Annotated in this window: 18 protein-coding genes and 1 rRNA gene; 10 read left to right on the forward strand and 9 right to left on the reverse strand. The window is 40.5% G+C overall.

The genetic code is table 11. From position 1 onward, the window contains the following. The first annotated feature begins 149 nt into the window (after window positions 1-149). Window positions 150-264, forward strand: a 5S ribosomal RNA gene (gene rrf / locus EGS47_RS07170). A gap of 88 nt (window positions 265-352) precedes the next feature. Here the strand turns inward: rrf and EGS47_RS07175 are convergent. From EGS47_RS07175 to EGS47_RS07185, 3 genes are all read right to left on the reverse strand, one after another. Beyond that, on the reverse strand, window positions 353-898 hold the full coding sequence (locus EGS47_RS07175; protein WP_125269453.1) for a type 1 glutamine amidotransferase domain-containing protein: 546 nt from the start codon (window positions 896-898) through the stop codon (window positions 353-355). Window positions 899-1,247: 349 nt separating this feature from the next. Beyond that, a complete protein-coding gene (locus EGS47_RS07180) occupies window positions 1,248-2,351 on the reverse strand; it encodes a zinc-binding metallopeptidase family protein (protein ID WP_125269454.1) in 1,104 nt (367 codons plus the stop codon). Between the two features lie 60 nt (window positions 2,352-2,411). Beyond that, window positions 2,412-3,182: a TIGR04219 family outer membrane beta-barrel protein gene (locus EGS47_RS07185; RefSeq protein ID WP_125269455.1), complete on the reverse strand. Its 771-nt coding sequence runs from the start codon at window positions 3,180-3,182 to the stop codon at window positions 2,412-2,414. A 149-nt stretch (window positions 3,183-3,331) separates the two neighbouring features. Here EGS47_RS07185 and EGS47_RS07190 point away from each other — a divergent pair, with 149 nt between their 5' ends. The 4 genes from EGS47_RS07190 to zupT all read left to right on the forward strand — a co-directional run bounded on the left by EGS47_RS07190 (window position 3,332) and on the right by zupT (window position 7,947). After that, the gene (locus EGS47_RS07190) at window positions 3,332-4,780 is read left to right on the forward strand and encodes an aldehyde dehydrogenase family protein (protein WP_125269456.1); all 1,449 of its coding nucleotides are present in this window, start codon (window positions 3,332-3,334) and stop codon (window positions 4,778-4,780) included. Between the two features lie 642 nt (window positions 4,781-5,422). Beyond that, window positions 5,423-6,901 (forward strand): sodium-dependent transporter, encoded by a 1,479-nt coding sequence (locus EGS47_RS07195; RefSeq protein ID WP_049174520.1) that lies wholly within the window; start codon window positions 5,423-5,425, stop codon window positions 6,899-6,901. A gap of 9 nt (window positions 6,902-6,910) precedes the next feature. Beyond that, complete coding sequence (locus EGS47_RS07200; RefSeq protein ID WP_004986166.1) at window positions 6,911-7,054, forward strand: methionine/alanine import family NSS transporter small subunit; 144 nt, start codon at window positions 6,911-6,913, stop codon at window positions 7,052-7,054. An 86-nt stretch (window positions 7,055-7,140) separates the two neighbouring features. After that, a complete protein-coding gene (gene zupT, locus EGS47_RS07205; RefSeq protein ID WP_125269457.1) occupies window positions 7,141-7,947 on the forward strand; it encodes a zinc transporter ZupT in 807 nt (268 codons plus the stop codon). A gap of 32 nt (window positions 7,948-7,979) precedes the next feature. Here the strand turns inward: zupT and rsmB are convergent, their stop codons facing one another. Both rsmB and fmt read right to left on the reverse strand, forming a co-directional pair. After that, window positions 7,980-9,284 carry a 16S rRNA (cytosine(967)-C(5))-methyltransferase RsmB gene (rsmB, locus tag EGS47_RS07210; RefSeq protein ID WP_125269458.1) on the reverse strand — a complete coding sequence of 435 codons (1,305 nt, stop codon included), beginning with the start codon at window positions 9,282-9,284 and terminating at the stop codon, window positions 7,980-7,982. Further along, window positions 9,281-10,240 carry a methionyl-tRNA formyltransferase gene (gene fmt, locus EGS47_RS07215; RefSeq protein WP_125269459.1) on the reverse strand — a complete coding sequence of 320 codons (960 nt, stop codon included), beginning with the start codon at window positions 10,238-10,240 and terminating at the stop codon, window positions 9,281-9,283. The genes rsmB and fmt overlap by 4 nt, the downstream gene beginning before the upstream one ends. A gap of 402 nt (window positions 10,241-10,642) precedes the next feature. Between fmt and ilvD the strand changes: the two genes are divergently transcribed. The 5 genes from ilvD to EGS47_RS07240 all read left to right on the forward strand — a co-directional run bounded on the left by ilvD (window position 10,643) and on the right by EGS47_RS07240 (window position 18,179). After that, a complete protein-coding gene (ilvD, locus tag EGS47_RS07220) occupies window positions 10,643-12,472 on the forward strand; it encodes a dihydroxy-acid dehydratase (protein WP_125269460.1) in 1,830 nt (609 codons plus the stop codon). 145 nt (window positions 12,473-12,617) lie between these two features. Continuing rightward, window positions 12,618-13,907, forward strand: coding sequence for a hypothetical protein (locus EGS47_RS07225; RefSeq protein WP_125269461.1), 1,290 nt, complete (start codon window positions 12,618-12,620; stop codon window positions 13,905-13,907). 248 nt (window positions 13,908-14,155) lie between these two features. Beyond that, complete coding sequence (locus EGS47_RS07230; RefSeq protein ID WP_125269462.1) at window positions 14,156-15,475, forward strand: NAD(P)/FAD-dependent oxidoreductase; 1,320 nt, start codon at window positions 14,156-14,158, stop codon at window positions 15,473-15,475. An 846-nt stretch (window positions 15,476-16,321) separates the two neighbouring features. Continuing rightward, a complete protein-coding gene (locus tag EGS47_RS07235) occupies window positions 16,322-17,206 on the forward strand; it encodes an amino acid ABC transporter substrate-binding protein (protein ID WP_125269463.1) in 885 nt (294 codons plus the stop codon). 241 nt (window positions 17,207-17,447) lie between these two features. Next, window positions 17,448-18,179, forward strand: coding sequence for a sulfite exporter TauE/SafE family protein (locus tag EGS47_RS07240; protein ID WP_125269874.1), 732 nt, complete (start codon window positions 17,448-17,450; stop codon window positions 18,177-18,179). On the opposite strand, the gene EGS47_RS07245 is transcribed toward EGS47_RS07240, so the two are convergent. The 4 genes from EGS47_RS07245 to EGS47_RS07260 all read right to left on the reverse strand — a co-directional run bounded on the left by EGS47_RS07245 (window position 18,176) and on the right by EGS47_RS07260 (window position 24,276). Then, window positions 18,176-19,084, reverse strand: a complete 909-nt coding sequence (locus EGS47_RS07245) for a LysR family transcriptional regulator (protein ID WP_010588978.1) — start codon at window positions 19,082-19,084, stop codon at window positions 18,176-18,178. The two genes, EGS47_RS07240 and EGS47_RS07245, sit on opposite strands and share 4 nt — an antisense overlap. 119 nt (window positions 19,085-19,203) lie before the next feature. Then, window positions 19,204-20,499 carry a solute carrier family 23 protein gene (locus EGS47_RS07250; protein ID WP_004986144.1) on the reverse strand — a complete coding sequence of 432 codons (1,296 nt, stop codon included), beginning with the start codon at window positions 20,497-20,499 and terminating at the stop codon, window positions 19,204-19,206. Window positions 20,500-20,812: 313 nt separating this feature from the next. After that, complete coding sequence (ppc, locus tag EGS47_RS07255; protein WP_004986142.1) at window positions 20,813-23,497, reverse strand: phosphoenolpyruvate carboxylase; 2,685 nt, start codon at window positions 23,495-23,497, stop codon at window positions 20,813-20,815. Window positions 23,498-23,658: 161 nt separating this feature from the next. Next, complete coding sequence (locus tag EGS47_RS07260) at window positions 23,659-24,276, reverse strand: TetR/AcrR family transcriptional regulator (protein ID WP_104794637.1); 618 nt, start codon at window positions 24,274-24,276, stop codon at window positions 23,659-23,661. Window positions 24,277-24,351 lie beyond the last annotated feature (75 nt).

The following is a 24,351-nucleotide window of genomic DNA, read 5'->3' on the forward strand; positions in this document are numbered from 1 at the left end:
AAGATAAATTCGATACGAAAACTTGATTTAGTCAATAAACTAGTTACAATACCGACTCAATTTCCAATCCGTTAATAACTCTTTGGTTCGTAAGTAAGGCATACATTATTAAGTAATGTGAATAAGACCCCAAAGCACCACAACAGTTTGCTGGCGACAATAGCAAGAGTGAACCACCTGATCCCTTCCCGAACTCAGAAGTGAAACCTCTTCGCGCTGATGGTAGTGTGGCGTTAGCCATGTGAGAGTAAGTCATCGCCAGCTTTTAAATCTAAGACACCCCCTCCGCTTATGCAGAGGGGGTGTTTTTTTTATAAAGAGAATAGATGCAATATATAGAAAATCAAAGAAACTAACTGGTTGTTAATTCCTGAACGATAGCTTCGTTAAAGTAGGGAATATCATCGGGATTACGTGAGCTAATCAATACCCAGCCCCCCGTGTTACATCGATGTACAGTTTCATCCACCCAGTTCGCTCCTGCATTTTCAAGGTCTAAGCGGATGCTTTTATAGGACGTTAAGTTTTTATCTTTAATGCGTTCTGCATTAATCAGTACCCAAGGCGCATGACAAATGGCTGCAATGGGTTTTGCATGATCTGTAAAGTATTGAATAATTTGTTTTGCATTTTCATCGATACGTAATTGATCAGCGTTGACTGTACCGCCTGGTATTACCAGAATATCGTAATCAGCGGGATCTATTTTATCTAAACTTGTTAGTGGGGTATAAGTTGGACCCAGTGTTTTATCATGTTTTACCGTTTGTACTTCACTTTGTTCAATCGCCGCATGAATAGCTTCTATTCCTTTTGATTGTAAAAACTCGAAAGGCTTTATGAGTTCATCATGTTCAATACCCGTATTAGACGTAATAAATAATGCTTTGCCTGCCATGAGATTAGATCCTATTTATTGGAATATAGAATTTAGCCTAGCCAATTCTGAGCGATTCTCCTGTTGTAGTTTGATACTTGATCTGTTGAGATCAGATAACTATGTAGGATTTATTTACATGAAAATTGATTCATAAAAATAGTATTGATTAAAAATGCAAAGTAAGCCGCAGATAAAAACTGATATTCGATCAGTTTTTCAAAGTCTTATCATCAAGTTAACCAGATGTTTAGATTCTATAATTTTTACTGTTATCGGCAAACAAACATGCTGGTTTCATAGAGATAAAATCTAAGCTAAATTGATAGAGACTTGAGTAATAAAATCGATATGTTTTATAAGCAGTGACCTACATCGATTCTTCATGATTCGTTTGGCGAATTTCTGGTTTTAACGCGGTTTTCATGAGTGTACGATGAATAAATCTCAATTTATCCAATACAGCATTGGATAGCGTAAATGGATAAGCATCCTGTAAGCCCATACTTCTATTTAAACCATTCAGGACATAACTCAAGGCAAACCAGTTGGTCAGGGTATGTTCAAAATCTAGCGATCCGATTGGTGATTCTTTAAAATGCATGTCTGGATCAATCTGGTGATTCGCTTCTATGGTCATCCCTGTGTGGTACGCAGTGTCTAGGGTATCCATTATGTGTAAATAATGTGCCCATGTTTCAGCCCAGTCCTCCCAAGGATGCGCACCTGCATAACGGCTAATGTATGAATCTTGCCAATGTTCGTCTGAACCCTTTTGATAATACTCTTCTAATGATTGTGCATAATCGGCACGTTCATCACCAAAATAGAGTCGAAATTCATCTAACCACTCGGGATAAAGATGAGTCATGATATCAAAGTAGTAATGTCCACTTTCATGACGAAAATGACCGAGTACCGTTCGATAATTTTCCTGCATATCCAGACGGGTTTTTTCACGATGAACCACATCGGCTTCACTGGCATTGAGGGTAATGGTTCCCAATTGATGTCCTGTCATCACAGGTTGATCGGGGCTTGGCATGAGGAAGTTAAAGCGTAGGCCATAGCGATCTTCATCATTATTTTTGGGACGTGGAAAAATATTCAACTGTTGAGTTAAATATAAGAAACGACGTTTAGCCTGCTCAAGCCTGCGCCAATATAGTGTGTTTTGGGGTATAGATAAATCTGGAATGGTATGAGTTAGGCGACAGGACTCACAATAAATTTGATCGCTTTCTACTGGAATCATCCAGTTACACACTTGATGATGCTGATAGTTATAACAAGGTTTATATAAGCTGTATGTGTTTTTAGGATTCAGGCTTTTCCAAATACCTTCGTCGATCTGCTCGAATGTCCCCATGGTTTTGTTTTCGACTTCATAACCCAAGAGCGCATGGCAGTTTTCACAATGCGTATTGTTAAAAAAAACCTGATGGTGACAGTTGTGACAGTAGAAAACTTTCATAGGAACTAGAGTGTTAGAAAATGCTCTTATAGTTTAAGAGCATTTTAAATAAAAAAAAGATTAAAAATGTGCTTCCAGACCAACATATGGGCCTTTAAATTCCATTTTTAAACTATCGTTGTCATCATCAAGGTCAATATTTAAAATGCGGTAGCCCACTTTTGCACCGACATCAACCAATAAATTCTGGATCATATTGTATTGAAGTTCTGCCTGAAAATCGCTAATTTTGACTTCATCATAATCGCTATACAACATTTCGGCTTTGGCTTGAAAACCTGTAAATGGAAGTTTGCCACCGACTTGAGCATACACTAGCGGATTATAACCATCGACTTTACTGGTTTTATATAGAATATCATTCGTCGATTTGAACTGATATTGTTTGACTTGACCATCTAACTTAAGCAAACCCAAACCCACATCAGCACTGATGACATTATCTAAAATTTCGTAATATAAGATCAAATCCGTTTGATCTAAGTCAACATTGGCTTGATCCAAAAAAAGCGTATTTGCCTGCGCATCCAGATCCAATTTTGTATATTTGAGTTTTACGTTGGGAATCATGGGTACAGGATGCTCAATCGCCAAAGAAGCCTGAAAAGCACCGTTACGATCAATGTTATATTTAGTGGTGTTGTTGAGGTAAGGATCTAAAATAAGTTGATCACTATTAGCATCATAATATAAAGAACCCGAGGTGTGTTCAGTTACGTCACCATCTACTGACCAATAATTAATATCACCCGTAACCCCAATAAAATCGGCCTGTGCCAGACCACTCAATGTTAAACCCATGACACATATTGCACTTTGAAGCATTTTCATTGTGAAAAACTATCCTTGAAATATCTAAAACTATATTTTGTATTGGTATTTGTTACCGAATCACAGCCGATTATTTGGCAGATTCAGCGCATGATATAAGAATAAATCTTGAAATACAGTGACTAAATTTAAATAAGAGAGAATTAATTATGCCGACACAAATGTCTACACCTGCTGAATACCCACTTTATGTGGCAGGTAAGCCCGTAAAAACAGGCCAATGGCTTGAGGTTCAACATAAGTTTCATCATGATCTGTATACGCGGGTTGCACTGGCAGATGCCAAAATCATCGAAAAGGCGACCGTAGCCGCGGTAAAAGCAGAAGCAGAGATGGCAGCTCTGAAGCCGTATCAAAAACAAAAAATTTTGTTGCACTGCGTAAAACGCTTCACTGAAGAAAAACAAGTATTAACTGAAATCTTGATTGCAGAAGGGGGCAAGCCCCGCAATGCAGCAGCGGCCGAAGTGGAACGTTTAATTAATACCTTTCAATTAGCTGCGGATGCAACCACTCAAATGGAAACTGGTCGAGTGATTCCCTTAGCTGTGACCCCAGTTGCAGCAGCTTATCAGGGGATGGTGCGTCATGTACCGATTGGTGCGATTTCCCTGATCAGCCCATTTAATTTTCCACTGAACTTAACCGCGCATAAAATTGCGCCTGCGATTGCAGCAGGATGTCCGTTTGTTTTAAAACCTGCAAGCTTGACCCCAATCAGCGCTATCAAAATTGCCGAGATTTTGGCTGAAACAGATTTACCCAAAGGTGCTTGGTCAATTTTACCGTGTGAGCGGAGTGATGCTGATATTTTGGTGACGGATGATCGTTTTAAAATGCTCAGTTTCACAGGATCAGATCAGGTCGGTTGGGATATGAAAGCCCGTGCAGGGCGTAAAAAGGTCACACTAGAGTTAGGTGGCAACGCAGCCGTAATGATTGAACCAGATACAGAGATCACAGAGGCATTGATAGACAGACTGATTGCTGGAGCATATGGTCAATCTGGACAAGTATGTATTAGTGTACAACGCATTTTGGTACATGCTGATCTCTATACGGAGCTAAAGAAAAAATTAGTGGCTAAAGTTAAAAAACTCACAGCTGGAGATCCAGATCTGACAACCACTATCGTGGGGCCAATGATTAAAGAAAAAGAAGCAGTTCGATTAAAAAAATGGCTCGATAAAGCTGAGAAAAAAGGCGCAAAAATTCTTGCAGGTGGCTTGTTAGATGGCGTGATGTTTGAAGCCACATTACTTGAAAATGTCGATGAGAAACTTGAAATTTATAGAGATGAAGCCTTTGGTCCTGTCGCGATCTTGGAGAAATATAAGAATTTTGAACAAGGGATTGCCAAAATTAATCGCAGCCGTTTTGGTTTACAGGCAGGTATATACACCCAAAACCTGAATAACATGATGTATGCATGGCAACATTTACAGGTCGGTGGGGTAATTATCAATGATATTCCGACGTTCCGCGTTGATAATATGCCTTATGGTGGTGTCAAAGATTCTGGTTTGGGGCGAGAAGGCATCCATTCAGCTATTCGCGATATGCAAGAAGAGCGCTTATTGGTGATTAAGCAGCCCTAATCGAGCTGTTATTCGAAATGCGAGTGTTTGTTATCACACAGGCACTCGTTACAACATAAAGTCCTGTTAAAGAAACAGTACACACGTTGACTGAAAACTTGAATTTAAAACCTTTTTCTGGATTTTTACTTTTGGAAAGTGGCTTCGGTACATAAAAGTTTCTGACCTAGCTGCTATAAATGATGTTCACTTGACTCAATAACATAAATAGGGGGGATGTTGGTATAAGTTCCACGTGGAACTTATTGGCAGATCAATTGCGATGAAAACACAAAGCTTAATTTATCTTTTCTTGCTTTTTTACAATGCACTGTTTAATTAGATTAAATCTTCAATAGGATCATTTAACCACCTAATTTTTAGAAAAAATAAACAAATAAGGGTTAAAACAGCCCAATAATGCTTTTTTTACAGCAAAATAAGAGAAAATAAGGAAAAAAGAAGGTATTGTTCAACCATTAGAAAGACAAAAAATATATGACTATCTTTAAGGAAGACGGAATAATTTTTTGTCTGTATGGACATTAGCAGGGCTCACAAGGCGAGATAAAGTCCAGAGCAAAACAAATTTTATGAAATGGTATTGATCTTGCAATGTTCAATAACTAATCCAAGCAAGATCAAGACGAAGGATGATCATTTATGACTGATACTCGTGAAAACTGGTCTTCACGATCAGGTTTTATTATAGCTGCCGTTGGCTCCGCAGTAGGTTTGGGAAATATTTGGCGTTTCCCTTATGTGGCCTATGAGAATGGTGGTGGAGCATTTTTAATTCCGTATTTATTGGCACTTATTACCGCAGGATTGCCTCTTTTATTTTTAGATTATGCAGTCGGACATAAAGCCCGAAATTCACCGCCTAAAGCTTATCGTAAACTATTTCGCGGTGGTGAAACATTGGGTTGGTGGCAGGTCTGTGTATGTATCATTATCGGATTGTATTATGCCAGTGTACTGACTTGGGCTGGCAGTTATGTTTATTTTTCCATCGGGCAAATGTGGGGCAGTGATCCAGAGGGTTTCTTCTTTAAAACATATTTACAAACGACCGATGCAAAAACTTTTGATTTTCGATTTGTTGGACATCTTTTTTGGCCAATTGTCGGGATCTGGGCGGCAACCTTAATCATTCTTTATGGTGGAGTGAAAAAAGGCGTAGAACTCTCCAATAAGATTTTTATGCCTTTACTGTTCGTTTTATTCACAGTTTTGGTGATTCAGGCTTTGCGTTTGCCGGGTGCAGTACAAGGACTGAATGCATTTTTTACCCCAAATTGGGCGGCGATGATGGACTATAAAGTCTGGTTAGCTGCTTATGGTCATACTTTTTTCTCTTTGTCGGTTGGCTTTGGGATCATGGTGACCTACGCGTCTTATTTAAAACCTAAAACTAACCTTACAGGTTCGGGTTTAATTGTTGGCTTTGCCAATGCTTCGACTGAAATTTTGGCTGGTATCGGGATTTTTGCTGCATTAGGATTTATGGCGCATGCTGCGGGTACAGAAGTTAAGGACGTGGTCAGTGGCGGCATTGGACTGGCATTTATTGCCTTTCCAAAAATTATTTCAAGTTTAGGTGCTGGGGCGGATTTGTTCGGTCTTTTATTCTTCTCATCACTTTTTGTGGCGGGGATTTCTTCTATGGTCAGTATTTTGGAAGTTCCTATTGCAGCCATGCAAGACAAACTCAAATGGGGACGTAAAAAAGCGGTCACGATTATTGGTGGTGGCAGCGCTCTGGTTTCGATCTTTTTATTCTCAAGTGTAAATGCCATTAAACTGGTGGATATTGTAGATCACTTTATCAATAACATCGGCATTATTGGGGGGGCGTTGATTTCGATTGTTGCAGTTGCATGGTTTAAACGCTCTGCTTTAGTGCAATTAAGAGATCATGTCAATGCAATTTCGACCATTCAATTAGGTAAAGGTTGGGATTTTACCCTCACCGTGATTACTTCTTTGATTCTATTAACAACCCTCAGCATGACGGTTTTTAATTTGATCAAAAATGGCTATGATACTTATAGTATGAGTTTACAGGGTGTATTTGGCTGGGGCAGCGTTATTTTCTGTGCTGTTGTGGCTATTGTATTAAGCAAAATGAAAGATCGCTAGGAGGCATATATGAATACTTCTGCAATCATAATGATGATCATTTCTATGGTGTTTGTATGGGGCGGTCTGGTTCTTTCGATTATGCATTTAAGCAAACATCCTGAAGAACTAGACGAAGTGCTAGATGAAGTTAAAGATCAGCATACGCTTTGATTTTTAAGTATTGGAATAGATTGATTTATTGAAAATGAAAGTCATTATCATTTATGATGGTGGCTTTCTTTTTAGGAGCAATCACCATGTCGTCATTGTTTGGCCCAGATGTATGGATTGCTTTTGCAGTCACTTTTTTAGCGGGTTTAGCAACATTGCTCGGTGGTGCGATTGTCCTGTTTTTTAAGCAACCAAGCTTTCGTCTTTTATCTTTTGGTCTGGCATTTTCTGGTGGGGCGATGGTCTATGTCTCACTGACCGAGATTCTCAATAAATCATGGCATGCTTTTTCTGAAATTTTTCAAGATAAAGTCGCATATGCTTATGCCACTTTTGCATTTTTAGCGGGTGTGGTTTTAGTTTTATTACTGGATCGATTTGTACCGAATCCGCACACCATGGTTGAAAAGAGCGCAAATCTACAACTGGATCAGGCACAGATTCGTCGTACGGCTTTACTCACTTTATTGGCGATTACCGCACATAATTTTCCTGAAGGTTTGGCGACCTTTTTTGCCACGCTAGATAGCCCAACGTTGGGTGCGCCTCTGGCGGTTGCCATTGCGATTCATAATATTCCTGAAGGTATTGCGATTGCCGTACCCATTTATATTGCCACACAAAAGAAATCGGTTGCGATAGTGGCGAGTTTATTGTCTGGTTTGGCAGAGCCTTTTGGAGCGGCGCTAGGGTATTTTGTATTGGCACCTTTTTTGGGACCGATGGTTTATGGCATTGTATTTGGTCTGATCGCAGGGGTGATGGTGTATTTATCTCTGGATGAATTATTGCCTACAGCTAAACGTTATTCCAAAGGACATGAAACAGTGTACGGTTTAGTTTCTGGTATGGCTGCTTTGGCGCTCAGTTTGGTGCTATTTAAGTTTGTTTAATGGCATCATGGATGGTGATAAAAAAAGTCGCATTAAGCGACTTTTTTGATTTTACAATAATAAAAGCCATCGCCCTGTCCAGTGGCTGGAAGTAACTGGCGACCATGAATTTGTTCAATTCCCCAAGTTGCCTCGATTTTTATTTCTTCAGCATTGGCATGTTCAGCAAAAAAAGTAACCATTTGCTGTTCATTTTCAGCTTTTAAAATCGAACAGGTGATATACAGCAACGTGCCGCCTACTTTAAGTTGTTGCCATAAATTCTGCAAAATCTGTTTTTGCAGTTCGATGGTTTGGGCTATATCACTAGATTGACGCAATAAACGAATGTCAGGATGACGACGGATCACGCCTGTAGCAGAACAAGGTGCATCCAGAACAATACAATCTAATGCCTGATTGGCTTGCCAAGTGGTTGCATCCGCAGCGATGATCTCAACATGACTTTGATCCAGTTGTAAGCGCTGTAAATTTTCAGTGACCCGAAGTAAGCGCTTTGAATCTTGATCTAAGGCAATCAAAGACTGTGGTTTAAATTTTTCTAGTATATGTGCCGTTTTACCACCTGGCGCGGCGCAAGCATCCAAAACGACTTGCTCATTTAAATCGGGTAACAGGGTGGCACAAAGCTGTGCATGTTCATCCTGTACCGAAAACCAGCCCTGTTCAAAACCCGGCAATGCTGTGATTTGAACGGATTGCTCTAAGACAATACCCACCTCTGACCAGTTGCAAGCACGTGCCTGAATTTGTTCAGCCTGAAGTTTAGCCAGATAAGCATCGCGCCCAATATGGCGCTGGTTAATTCTTAATGTGAGCGGTGCGGTTTGTTTGAGCTGCTGACATAAATCATCGACTTGTAGCGGCCAGTCTTTTTTCAAACGTTTATACAACCAGCTTGGAAGCCCATGCGCTTGTTGTAAATGTTGTTGAAAATCTTCGGTTTCCCGCGTAGCACGACGTAAAATGGCATTCACAATACCGCTTAAAGCATGAAAACCGAGTTGTTTACTGGCAGTAACTGTTTCTGAAATGGCAGCATGTGCAGGAATGCGCGTACACAATACTTGATATAGCCCAACGTACAAACAGGTTTCAACTGTTTCATTATTCAGAGGTTTGGTCAATAAAGGTAAGGTGATTGCTTTGAGTGCATACCATTGGCGTAGGGTTCCCAATACCAGTTCATGAAACAAAGCACGATCACGTTCTGGAATTTCACTCAGTTGCTGATGTAATAAGCTCGCTAAAGATTGACCTTGTTGCACCTGTAAAAGTGTTATCACGACTTGTGCACGTAAATTAAGTTCGGTACTTGGACGCGGAAATTGTTTCATGCCAATACTTGCCCAATATTAAGTTTTTGCGTTTGTAGAATTTGTACAGGATTTAAAGCCTTACCACCTGGCCATTGTAATGAACTCAAGCAGACTGCACCTGTAGCACAGGCGACATGTACGCCATTTTTATCTATGGCAATAATCTCACCGATTTTAGCATTTTCATTGCTGAAAGAAGAAATACTGGAATTCCAGACACGTAAGTTATTGCTCTCATCAAGCACAATATAAGCGACAGGCCACGGATTAAAGGCTCGGATATTGCGGTCTATCTGAACTGCATCGAGCGACCAGTCAATTTGTGCTTCAGGTTTTGTGAGTTTGTGCGCATAGACCGTTTGACTCTCATCCTGAACCTGACGGGTATGCAAATAACTTTGTAGGCTCTGTTCTGACTCTAGCACTTTGCAAATGGCTTCTGCGCCTTGAGTGGCCAATTTTTCATATAAACTGGCAGATGTATCCGTGTCTTGAATATCATAAAAGGTTTTGTAGAGCATATCGCCTGTATCTAGACCTGCTGCCATTTGCATAATCGTGACACCTGTCTGAGTATCACCTTCGGCAATGGCACGTTGAATAGGTGCTGCACCTCTCCAACGGGGTAATAATGAACCATGAATATTCAGGCAACCATACTTTGGTGTATCCAAAACTGCTTGCGGCAAAATCAGACCATAAGCTGCAACGACCATGACATCTGCACCCAACTCAGCCAATTGTTGCTGAGCTGTCAGACCTTCTCCTGTCGATGCTTTAAAATGTAAAGGTTGATAAACAGCTAAATGGTGTTCAAGCGCGAGTTGCTTGACTGGAGAAGGTGTGAGTTTTTGACCACGACCTGCTTTGCGATCTGGCTGAGTGTAAACAGCAACAATCTCATGTTCTGTTTGAACTAAGGCAGCCAAAGCCGTAGCGGCAAATTCAGGTGTTCCTGCAAAAATAACTTTCACACATTCACTTCCATAAAAACTTATCGCTATTATAAGGCAAAACCGCGTTTAAGCCTAAAATCCAGTGATTATTTGCGTAATTACAATGGTTTAAATGGCATATTGGGTGCGTTTGAGCATCATTATTTTTATTAATAACAAAAGGTAATGCAAAATTAAAAAATTATTCATGAAAGTTTTGTATTCAATTTTAAACAGATCAGTTTATATTGAATCTCCTATTATCCCCATTTTATGGTTTTGTGATGAGCAGCGTGCATCGAATGTGCCTTAAAATGAAAGTCATTTTTGCTCATCGCTTAAACACTAAGCTGTAGTATGATGTAAGAATCTGCTGAAATAGCCTAATTTAGCCAGAGACCCATTTAGATTTGTCTCAAGCACAACTTGTTGGAAACGCAAATGCCTGATTATCGTTCAAAAACATCTACGCACGGAAGAAATATGGCTGGTGCGCGTGGCTTATGGCGCGCAACAGGAATGAAAGATGAAGACTTTGGTAAACCGATTATCGCGGTGGTCAACTCGTTCACTCAATTTGTTCCGGGACACGTACATCTTAAAGATCTAGGTCAACTGGTGGCTGAACAGATTCAGGCAGCAGGTGGTGTTGCAAAAGAATTTAATACTATTGCGGTCGATGATGGTATCGCGATGGGGCATGATGGCATGCTGTATTCATTGCCTTCGCGTGATTTGATTGCAGATTCTGTCGAATATATGGTCAATGCACACTGCGCCGATGCCATGGTGTGTATTTCAAACTGTGACAAAATTACCCCAGGCATGTTAATGGCTTCAATGCGCCTGAATATTCCAGTGGTTTTTGTTTCTGGTGGCCCGATGGAAGCAGGTAAAGTCAAAATTCGTGGCAATGAAAAAGCGATTGATCTGGTCGATGCAATGGTCGTCGCTGCGGATGACAGCTATACAGATGAAGAAGTACAGGCTTTTGAACGTTCGGCTTGTCCAACCTGTGGTTCATGTTCAGGGATGTTTACTGCGAACTCAATGAACTGTTTAACCGAAGCATTAGGTTTGTCTTTGCCGGGTAATGGTTCGATTGTCGCGACCCATGCAAACCGTAAAAAACTATTTGAACGTGCGGGACAATTGATCGTTGAATTGGCAAAACGTCATTATGAACAAGATGATTACAGCATTTTGCCACGTTCCATTGCTACCAAAAAAGCCTTTGAAAACGCGATGACGCTAGATATTGCTATGGGTGGTTCGACCAATACAGTGCTGCATTTATTGGCGGCGGCACACGAAGCCGAAGTCGATTTCACCATGGATGATATCGATAACCTGTCGCGTAAAGTGCCTGTGTTATCAAAAGTTGCGCCAGCGAAACAAGATGTACATATGGAAGATGTACATCGCGCGGGCGGAATTATGGCAATTTTAGGTGAGCTGGATCGTGCCGGTTTACTAGACACCTCTGTGAATAGTGTGCATGAAAAAACCTTAAAAGATGCACTGGATAAATGGGACATCATTCGTACCGAAGCCCCTGAAGTGTATGAGTTCTATCGTTCTTCGCCGGGCGGTGTACCGACGCAAGTGGCATTTTCACAAAATCGTTATTATTCAACACTGGATGGCGACCGTGAAAAAGGCGTGATCCGTAATGCTGAACATGCTTTTTCTCAAGACGGTGGCTTGGCTGTTCTTTACGGTAACATCGCTTTGGATGGTTGTATCGTCAAAACAGCGGGTGTCGATGAATCCATTCTCAAATTTACAGGTACAGCCCGTGTTTTTGAAAGTCAGGATTCAGCCGTAGAAGCAATTTTAGGTGGTGATATTAAAGCAGGTGACGTAGTGGTCATTCGCTACGAAGGCCCACGTGGTGGTCCGGGTATGCAGGAAATGCTATATCCAACCAGTTATCTTAAATCTAAAGGTTTGGGTAAAGACTGTGCTTTGATTACCGATGGTCGTTTCTCGGGAGGATCGTCTGGTCTTTCCATTGGCCACGTATCTCCAGAAGCCGCAGAAGGCGGTGCAATTGGTTTGGTGCATGATGGTGATACCATTGAAATTGATATTCCAAACCGTACCATTCACTTAAATGTGGATGATGCAACAATGGCGCATCGCCGTACGGTGCAGGAAGAAAAAGGCTGGCATCCAGCTGAAGAACGTAAACGTAAAGTCTCTAAAGCACTAAAAGCCTATGCGATGCATACTACCAGTGCAGCCCGAGGTGCGGTACGCGAAGTTTAAACATACCCACTGCGTTTATAAAACACTCACTTTTGTGGGTGTTTTTTTATGGAAAACGGTCATTTCAATGTTAAAGTATAATGCATTATGCTTTTACATCCTGTTTAACCCATTGTCCGATAAAAATTTATTAGAGGCTTGATTCATGTCACTGTTACGCCGTTGGTTTGATCCTATTCGATCGAGCTGGTTTTACCAAAAACCCTCGCGTCAAGCAGTGTTATCAACCGAGCAGGGCTTGAGTATTTATTTAAGACTGGATGATGTCTATAGCTATCTTGCGGTGCAGCAACTGACCCAACTAGATGACATCTTAACTGATGAAATAAAACCGCTTAAAGTCATTATTTCGCATCAGGGTGCAGAACCTCCCAACGGCATGACTGCATTGGAATGGCAAAATTATTGTTTTAACGATGCCAAGATTTTAGCCAAACAACATCGGTTTAGTTTTGATGAAACTCCCGAACCGCCTACCTCCGAAGCATTGAGTCAAGCTGAACTGATATTAAAAAATACGCCTTTACAGGGTAAAAATTTCCTGTATTTGCTTGAAGATGTGTTTCATATGTTGTGGCAACAGCAATATGGCAAGTTGCGAACCCTGTACACCATGGCCCGCCAACAACAAACTCCGCAGAATTTTCCAGAGCGGATATTTGAAGATGTTCCTGTGGCAGCCAGTTTCTTTGAGTTCGGTGGACGAAAATATCAAGCAGTCGATGATTTACTGCGTTTGACTCGCCGTTTAAAACAGCAAAAATTATTGACTGACAATCCAATTTTTTTGATCAATCACATTGAATGGCGTGAACATTTGCTCAGTGATGCTGAAGAGTTGGCTGATATTCAAGCCATGCATCCGGAACTGGATTTGTTTATAGCGCTTGAAGATCCGATTAGCTGGTTGCTATTGGCTTATATTCGGGAAGAACTGGCTAATTATTATAATATTCAACTCACGGTTTATCCGCTCAGCTATCAGGGGCGGGATTTATTTGACTGGAGCCTCGCGACACGCTTATCCAAGCGTACCGATGTGGCATTTACCCCATTTTGCCGTCCGACCCAACCAGCCACGCTAGAGATGGCAAAATTATATTACAGCACCCCTGAGGAGCAGCGTGTCGATGCCATGTATGACATTCTTCAGGCGGTCTGGACCAAAGGGAAGGATCTTTCGTATAAGCCGCATTTTCAGGCATTACAGCAGCAGTTAGGTATTGAGTCCTTGACTCAAGAAGATGTGACAACTTTCTTGGTCGATAATGATGCTTTCTGTCACGAGAAACATCAACCTGATTTTCCTGTCCTTGAGTTACGTATAGAAGGACAACGTTATGTGTTTAATAGCCTGTATCGTGTCTGGATGATTGAAAGTATCTTTAACAATGTACTTGAAGAAAAATATAAAACGGAAAGTCTTGAACACTAATTGATGTAGGTGTTTTGCAAGAAGAGAATTCTCTCAAAATTTACGCAATCATTTCAAAAGCTGCCTGTATTTTGATGATCATGGCAGCTTTTTTGTTTTTTCTTGGTAAATTGTTCAACAAAAATCGTACCTGACGTTGGAAAAAGGTATGTTTTTTATGCTAAATATTTGTGTACATAATGAATGATATTTTTCTTATGAATACAAATTGCAACAGTTGGTATTCATAAGAAAATTGGAGTTCTCTTATGATGACCACATCAAATCGTGATTTAAAATTGCATCGTGTTGTTATTGTGGGCGGCGGCGCTGGAGGTCTGGAACTTGCCACACGTTTAGGTAACACACTGGGAAAACGTCGCAAAGCGGAGATTGTTTTAGTAGATGCTGCTTTGACGCATATCTGGAAACCTTTATTACATGAGGTCGCAGCAGGAACATTAAACTCTTATGAAGATGAGTTGAACTATTTTGCCCATGCCAATCAACATCATTTTGAATTTTTTCTAGGCCGCTTAAAAGATATCGATCGTCAAACTCAAGAAATTGTATTGGATGTTCTACGCGATGAAGAAGGCAAGGACATTGCACCTGAACGACGCATAGGTTATGACACTTTAGTGATGGCGATTGGTTCCACCTCCAATGATTTTGGCACCTCAGGCGCTAAGGAACATTGTATCTTTTTGGATTCACGCCCGCAGGCTGATCGTTTTCAGCGCGAATTTTTAAGTATGTATCTGGAAGCCCAAGCCAATCATTTGATGCATCGCCATCAGAATGATTTAAATATTGCAATTATTGGCGCAGGGGCAACAGGTGTTGAATTGGCGGCTGAGTTACATCATGCAGCCAATGAATTTTCTAAATATGGTTTGAATAGTATTGATCCCAAAGATGTCAATATTAGTTTAATTGAAGCTGCGCCGCGTATTCTCCCTGCACTGAATGAACGTGTCTCTGAACGTGCCCAGAAAGAACTTGAAGATATTGGCGTAAAAGTTCTGACAAATTGTCGGGTTACGCATATTGATGCCGATAAAGTTTGGTGTGAAGGAGATTTACAGGTTAGTGCGACATTGAAAGTCTGGTCAGCAGGGATTAAAGCCCCAGATTTTCTGAAAGATATAGCTGGACTGGAAACCAATCGCATTAATCAGTTAGTGGTCCGTCCAAGCTTACAGACCACACGTGACGAAAATATTTTTGCGATGGGCGACTGCGCTTGCTACATCCCTGAGGGTCAAGAACGACCTGTGCCACCACGTGCGCAAGTCGCCAATCAGGAAGCGATATTTCTGGCTAAAGCACTGGAAAATCGACTGAATCAAAAACCATTGGGGCAGTTTCAGTTCAAGGACAAAGGCTCACTGATTTCCTTGAGTGAACATAGTAGTGTCGGCAGTATTTTTAATAACATCAATGTTGAAGGCTTTATGGCGCGGATGATGTATGTATCACTTTATCGTTTCCATCAAGTTGCATTACATGGCGTATTTAAAACCACTTTGATGATGATGACGGATTTGCTCTCTAAAACTGCATCACCGAAACTTAAAATGCACTAATGCTGATCAGAGCTTGATTGCTTTGATGCATTTTCCTCATGAAGCCGATTTACTGATGACAAATAATCGATATGGTTACTTGTCATCACCTATCTGTGATCCGTATGTTGTATTCGCAAAAATTATCGATCATGTGTAACAAGCATCCAAACATGACCTGTCACTGGAAAATGTCTGATTTAATTCTATATTTCAAATTATCAGGTACTGATCCTGAGTATTGTAATCACTTATAAGTTTTCGATCCAATCACAACACTGTTCTATGGTGTCATTCAATAAGCTTGATAAAAAATAAAGCAAATCCTGTGTCATTTTAATTTTAAATAAAAATATTTGAATATTGGGTTGTGGTGAAGTTCGGATTTTAATTTTGATATTTATGTTTAAGAACGATTTTTAATATTGAATATTTGTGTAATAGGTTTGTCGTATTGTAGTCATACTAAAATAGTATTCATTTGTGTTTTATAAGTCATATTTAAAAAAAGTAATATATTTTATTTACTATTATTCATGTTGTTTTAAAATATATTTCAAAGTGTATTGGTGTTGAATTGATATTTAAAAATTGTTTATTAAACAAAGTTTTATATAAAAATAATATTTTATTTAATTCTGATATTTATTAAGTTGAAGCTTGTATTAATTTAAATAGATAAATATAGGTTATTTAAAATTTGTTTGTGGCATATTAATTGCTTTTAATGTTTTGTATTTGTTATTTTTGCATGATTTTAAAATAACACTGTATTTTTTTGCTTTAGGGGAGGCATTTTTTTTAATTATCTCTCTAAGCAATAAATTTATGCGGCAATTGAAACGGTTTTTTGATCAGGGAAATGTTATGTTCACACATCTTAAGTTTATATTTACGCCAATTGTATTATTAACTCTGGCTCCACATGTTTTTGCGGGCGAAGTGCTAGACAGAATCAAGCAAAAAGGTTCGATTACCATCGGTTATCGTGAGTCAGCAGATCCTATTTCTTATATTGCAAATGGCAAGCCCGTAGGCTATGCACTTGATATTTGTCAAAATGTTGTCACAGAAATTAAAAAACAACTTAAAACACCACAATTAAAAATTGAATACAAAGCTGTCAATTCTACGAGTCGTATTCCAGAGGTTTTAGCGGGTAATATTGATATTGAATGCGGAACGACCACCAATAATAAACAACGTCAGCAACAAGTGGCGTTTTCTACCAGTTATTATGTGGCTGATGTTCGTATGGCAGTTAAAAAAACATCGAATATTCAAACCTTAAAGCAATTAAATGGCAAAGCTGTCGTGACTGTACAAGGGGGAAATCCTGAAAAATATTTAAAAATGAGTGCTAAAAAAGCGAATATCAAGATTATTTCATTAGGTGGTAAAGATCATGCTGACGCATTTTCAATGCTATCTTCAGGTCGTGCAGCAGCCTTTGTAAACGATGATATTGGTCTTGCAGGTTTAATTGCCAAGTCTGCGAATCCTAAAGATTATGAAATTGTCGGTCCTACTTTGTCCTCTGAGCCTTATGGCATCATGTTTGCCAAAACTGATCCTCAACTTAAAAGTATGGCTGATGGCGTGGTCAATCAGATGTGGAAATCTGGTCAAATGGATCAACTTTATAAAAAATGGTTCCAGTCGCCAATTCCACCTAAAAATATAAACTTAAATTTGGCGCCAAGTAATTCATATAAAGCATTAAAAGCTAAACCAAATGATGTGGGTATTTGAGTCTAAATTGAAAGTGAATATTGACCTGAATTGAGTACGTGTTGCGCTGTTGACGGTAGTTTTAATTCATAATTTTAATTTTCAAATTTATCAACCATTGCAAAAAAAGCAATGGTTTCGTATTTTGGCGTTCATTATTTAGCCTCAACTTTTGCTTGAGGCTGTCTACCAAAAACATGAATAGGAACTTTTACCTGACTCCATTAGCATAATCTTGTTCAAATTACAGAGTCCGTTGCTGATGGAAATGTTGGCTTTAGTCATCATCGTATTTATGTTAGCAGGCATGGTCAAAGGTGCCTTGGGTTTGGGACTGCCTACTGTCGCAATGGGATTGCTGACCCTTGTGATTGCACCATTTCAGGCGGCTTCTTTACTGATTATTCCCTCCATGATTACGAATTTTTGGCAATTGTTTGCCGAAGGTCGGGTCTGGAGCCTGATTCAACGTTTTTGGTTGTTATTACTTGGGATTATTATCGGCACTGTATTTAGTTTTTTACCGACTTTAAGTCAAGCGACAGGTAAAACCAGTGAGGTTTTATTGGGTGGAATGCTGATCGTATATGGTCTATATGGTTTATGGGTGAAACAACTCCCCAATCTCGCACCTTATGAAAAATGGTTATCGCCCATTGTTGGTTATTTGGGTGGCGCTTTAATTGTTTCAACAGGTGTGATTATTATTCCAGCGGTGCCTTATTTGCAGTCTTTGCGTTTGAAACGAGATGATTTGGTACAGTCATTAGGTTTGGTTTTCACCTTATCGACGATTTGTCTGGCCATTTATTTACAACTGCACTCCACAGGAACTATGCCGATTGATTATCGTTTGGCATGGATCGCAGTGATTCCAGCAGTTTTCGGGATGTGGCTTGGGCAAAAATTACGTTATCGCATACCTGAGCAACGTTTTCGCCGTTTTTTCTTTATTGGACTGATTTTATTGGGTGCTTACATGGTTGTACATTAAGCGTTCATGGGCTGAGGTTTATTTTCGAGTAAGAACTGGGCAAAATCTTGATAGCTTGGAGAAAGATTAGAAAAATGACGAGCAGCTAACAGTAATTTGCGATTTGCCCATGCACCTGTGAGCGCAATTGTAGAAAAAGCATAAAGTTTTTGTAAATGTGAAGCAGCACGAAGCGGCATAATCGCGACACCGACACCATTGGCGACCACTTGAGCCATCGCACTAAAGCTAGGTAAGCGTAAACGATAGTGCAGTTGGTGATGAAGATGTTTGGCTTGCGTTTCGATCGATTGTTGTAATGAATGATGTGCCAAAAGCCCAATAAAATCTTCCTTTAAAATTGCTGCAAAATTCAATTGTCGATGTGTGGCTAAGGGATGATCTGGTGCGCAAATAAAGACCAATGGATCTTCAGCAAAAACGTGTGTTTCCAATGCATCATTTGGGGCAAAAAAACTGGAAATCAGTCCTAGTTCTGCCTGACCTTTTTGTAATGCAGCAATAATGTCATTACTCTCTGCTTCATGCAATTCAATCTGAAGTTGTGCATGTTCGATCAGATATTTGGGCAATAACATGGGTAAATATTCGCTTTGTGCAGATGAATTACACCATAAAGTCACTTGCTGTGTGGTTTTACGCTGGAAAGTCTGCATCTCTTGTTCTAATGCGTCGAGTCCATAGATCAGATATTGTGCATGTTGTAATAGGGTTTGACCTGAAATCGTCAATTCAACGCCTGTCGCATGACGAATAAACAAGGCGCTGTGAAAATGTCGTTCGAGTTTTTTAATGCGTTCACTGGCTGCCTGTAAAGAAATAGCTGAACGTTCAGCCCCTTTAGTCAGACTGCCTGTATCCACCACATGTAAAAAAAGTTGAAGATCAAAAAAATCAAAGCGCATAAGCCATTCAGTGAGTATTAAGCATGACAAAGTCATGATAACCAAAAATGCTTGATTCAAGATTTAATTTCATAAAAAAAGCAGCCTTATGGCTGCTTGAAGATTCAAAAATGAATATTTTAGCTTTTATCTTTTAGACCAAATAACCAATTGAGTAAAATCGCCGCAAACGTTGCGGTGCCGATTCCGCCTAAATTGAAGTTGCCAAACATGAGTTCAAAGTTACCTGCACCCAAAATAATCGTGACCGCAGCAACAATCAGATTTTTGTTGTTGGAAAAATCAACTTTGTTTTCAAGCCAGATTTTTGCCCCTGCAATGGTAATTAAACCAAAGACCACAATTGAAGCACCTGTCAGCACGGCGCTTGGAATGGTACTAATCACCGCACCAAATTTAGGCGATAATCCGAGGAAAATTGCAAAGATCCCTGCAATCACAAAGACAATAGTGGAATAAACACGAGTGACTGCCATGACCCCAATATTTTCACCATAGGTGGTCATGCCTGGCGCGCCTACACTACCTGACAATGTCGTGGCGATCCCATCAGCGACAAAAGCCTTACCCAGATAAGGAGTTAAGTCTTCACCTGTCATGGCACCGACTGCTTTGATATGTCCCAGATTTTCAGCCACTAAAATGAGGGCAACAGGTGCAATAATCAGCATGGCATTGGTTTGAAAGGTAGGTGCAGTTAAGCTGGGTAAACCAAACCACGGTGCAGCCGAAATTTGTGAAAAGTCAATCGCTTGACCCCACCCAAGACCATTGGTGGCAATCGCATAAATCAGATAAGCGATCAGTAGACCAATTAAAAGCAACAGTCGCTGTAATAGCCCGCGTGTAAATACCGCGATAATGCCCATACACAAAACTGTAATCAGCGCCATCCACATATCAAATGGATGACCAGCCACTGCTTTTACAGTCACAGGTGCCAAATTTAAACCAATAATCATGACCACAGCACCCGTAACGACAGGTGGCATCAATTTTTCAATCCAGCGCGTTCCTGTCAGCATGACCATAAAACCAATAATCGCATAAATCACACCACAGGCGACAATACCACCGAGTGCAACGCTAATATTCGGATTTGCACCTGAACCTGTGATATGGCCTGTCGCAGCCGCTACAACACCAATGAATGCAAAGCTCGAACCCAGATAACTCGGAACACGACCGCCTGTCATACAGAAAAATAAGATGGTACAGATGCCTGACATCAGGATCGCAAGATTTGGGTTAAAGCCCATAAGTAACGGAGCCAATACGGTCGAACCGAACATGGCAAATGCATGTTGAATACCTAAAACTGCACTTTGAGCAGGTGGAAGGTACTCATCGGTCGCCACAGGACGATGATCAATCTGCCCTTGATACGGACGCCATTTTGGAAACCAAGTGGACATAAAATAAACTCTAATTGTTTTAGCTGGCGCACATCATACTCTTTCTTTGATGATGGTTTAATTGATTTCTGAGCAACTGGTAAAGTAAGGCATTTGATTTATCTTTTATTTTTACCAAATGGTAAATTTATGGAAAATTTAACTCAAAGATATATCAGAAGATTGAGGACATGAATTTATAAGAAAAATAGAGGATCAGATCTGACCACATATTTAAATGTGAGCGAAAAAATTGTAAACATGCAGGGGCTAAATGCATGTAGGCAATCTCTTATTAAAGAAAAATGGCCTACATACTATTTAAAAAATGACTTTAGCCTGTATTACGCAGCCCTGCTGCAATGCCCGCAATACTGACCATTAACGCGTGATCAACAGGAGTATGTTCAGCCTGTTCAACATTTAAATAACTTCTACGCCGTTTCATGAGTTCTGCCTGTAGCAGATGTAGCGGAAGCAAGTAGGTTTTGCGCACACGCATGGCTTGATCCAGCACTTCATTATTGCTGAGTAACTTGGATTCACCTTTCATGGCAAGTAAGGTCTGGACTGCATCTTTCAGACGTTGGCGTAGTTCAGTACCTAGTGCTTTTAAATTTTCATCCTGAGTCAAATGCGACTCATAATACAGGGCAATACTGCCATCCGATTTGGACAATACCATTTCCAGCATATCGATAAGGGTTTGGAAATACGGCCACTCATGTAACATTTCGTCCAATGTCTGTTTTTGGCCTGCATCAATAATCTGATTAATCGCGGCGCCAGTCCCCAACCATGCAGGTAACATCAGACGAATTTGTGTCCATGCGAATACCCATGGAATTGCACGAAGCGACTCAATTCCACCACTGACTTTACGCTTAGCAGGACGCGAGCCTAATGGCAACATTTGTAATTCAAGCTCTGGTGTAACGGTACGCAGATATTGCACAAAATAAGGATTTTCACGCACAGTTTCACGATAGACCTGCACCGAAATATCGGTCATTTGATGCATCAGTTCGCGCCATTCCTGTTTAGGAATAGGAGGTGGTAATAAGGTCGCTTCAAGCGTTGCCGCGGTATAAATTTCCAGATTTTGTAAGGCAACTTCTTCCAGACCAAATTTAAAACGAATCATTTCGCCTTGTTCAGTCACACGAATAGCCCCAGAAATAGAACCAGGTGGCTGTGAAAAGAGCGCTTGCTGTGTCGGTGCGCCCCCACGACTGATCGAACCGCCACGACCGTGAAACAGGGTAAGTTGAATTCCGTGTTGTTTCGCAACGGCAGTCAATTCTTCCTGTGCGCGATATTGCGCCCAGTTCGCCGACATAAAACCTGCATCTTTGGCCGAATCTGAATAGCCAATCATGACTTCGTGCTTGCCATGAATATGCTGTTTGTACCACGGCATATTGAACAGTGTATTCATGGTCGCTGCTGCGCCGTCCAGATCTTTCAGGGTTTCAAATAATGGCACCACACGCAGAGGATGCAAAATGCCCGCTTCTTTTTGTAGCAGTAATACTGCGAGTACATCACTGGCATATTCCGCCATCGAAATAATATAAGCACCCAAACTTTCAGGGGGTTGAGCGGCTAAGGTCTGCATGGTCGCAAACACTTCTTTGACATCAGGATGTTGAATCAGGCTATCTTGTGGTTCGTCCAAATGTCGTGGAAGTAACGGACGCTTACTTTGTAATTCCTGAATTAAAAAGTTTTGCCGAGCCTGTTCTGTCCACGATTCAAAATTACCTAATCCCAAATATTCCGTAATCGCTGAGATGGCTTGACGATGTCGCCCTGATTCCTGACGAATATCCAGTTTGAGTAGTTCAATACCAAAACAATTTACCCGATAGATAAAGTCCAGTAATTTACCATTGGCAATTTCTGGTAAATTCGATTCGATCAGCGAGCGATGGCACAGCAATAATGGCTCAAGCAATTCACTTTTGGTCTGGATAATCTGGCTATCATCGGCTTCAAAACCTTGTAACTTTTGTGCCAACCAGTGTCGTGTCGCTTTAAGGCGTTGGCGGGTGTCACGTAAATATTCGCGGTACGGTTCAGGATGTTCATAGCCTAAAGCCTGTTTCAGCTCATCCGAACAAGCCTGAATAGACAGCTCCCAACGTAAATCTTCGATATCACGTAGATATAAATCTGCGGCTTGCCAGCGTGATAACCACAAGACTTCTTGTGTAACGCTGTGAGTCACGTTTGGATTGCCATCACGGTCACCGCCCATCCAAGAGGCAAAACGAATCGGTGCAATTTCTAGTGGTAATGAGTTTTCGCAATGTGCTTGAACCAGTTCATTCAGTTCACGTACAAACTTGGGAACCGCATTCCATAAGGTTTGTTCGATGGTGGTAAAACCCCATTTGGCTTCGTCTACAGGGGTTGGACGGTTATGACGAATTTCATCGGTTTGCCAAGCTGAACAGATCAATTCTTTAAGATTATTTAACACTGCCTGACGTTCACGCGGCGTTAATTTTTGCTGATCCAGTCGTGCCAGATCTTCATTGATATCGTCATATTTTTGAATGAGGGTACGGCGACTAACTTCGGTTGGATGCGCGGTCAATACCAGTTCAATTTTAAGCTGACAGATTTGGTCAAATAGTTGTTGTGCTGAAATCTGCCGCTCTTTAAATTTGGTAAATAAGTGTACCAGTGGATTTGGTGAGGGTGCATTTTCATCAAACTCACTGCGACGACGGCTACGCACTACATTATATTGTTCTGCAATATTGGCAAAATTAAGAAATTGCGAAAAGGCACGGGTTAATGGCAGGATTTCTTCATCCTTAAGCCCCCAGAAAAGTTGTTCCAGCTTTTTTTCGGCTTCTGCATGACCATCACGTGCACCTTTGGCGAGGGCGCGAATTTGCTCAACCTGATTAAACAAATCTTGTCCTGCGTGCTGTTTCAGGGTTTCTCCCAGTAAATTACCCAGTAGACGCACGTCCTCACGTAAAGGAGCATCAATTTGTTGAATCATGGCGTTAGCTCTCCTGCTTTGGTTCTTTTGACTATACCCCGATTCAATGACATTCCAAGTCTAGAGCGTAAAAATATATGAATTATTGTTTAAAAAATTAACACTTATACAAGAACCAACGCAGATGCAAAAAATGGCATCGGTCACAATACGCCAAAGGTCTATACCTGATATTTCAACATAAAAATTCCGATGGCATCATTCACAATATCGCCAATTTCTTCGTTAGAAGGCACGTCAGTAATACCGAGTAAAACCTGATGATGTCGAATACCCAATAACAGTGCCAATGTCAGTTCTGTTTGTTTAAGGGGATTATCCTGACGAATCAATTTTAAACTGGCTGCCTGAGTGAAAAATTCACATAACGCATCAAAAAGCGGTTGATGGGAAGCCTCAAAAAAATGTTGAGCCAACGGACTTTTTTCGGCAGCAAGCTCAAGTAACACATGTTCAAGTTTGATCGCTTCTGGTAAATAAATCATCTTCAGCGTGCACTCACAAACGTCTGAAAATACTTGTAAAAAATCACTCTGTGCGGTTAAACAAAAGTGTTGTTCGGAAATGCATTCTGCGCAGGTTTCCTGAATGGCACAGGTAAATAGACTTTCTTTATCCTGAAAATGATTATAGACCGTGAGCTTGGTCACACCAGCATCTTTGGCAATCTGGTTCATACTGGAGCCGTGATAGCCCTGTTTTAAAAAAAGTGCCTTTGCTGCCTCTAAAATATGGGCTCTTTTTTCCAGATCTTTTGGTCGACCAATCGTATTTTGCACAAAAAATCTCTTAAATAAATTTAAAAAATAAAAACTTATCTCATTTTATATAATTAATGTACCGTTGGGTATATT

The organism is Acinetobacter sp. FDAARGOS_515 (assembly GCF_003938865.1).
GTDB lineage: Bacteria > Pseudomonadota > Gammaproteobacteria > Pseudomonadales > Moraxellaceae > Acinetobacter > Acinetobacter ursingii.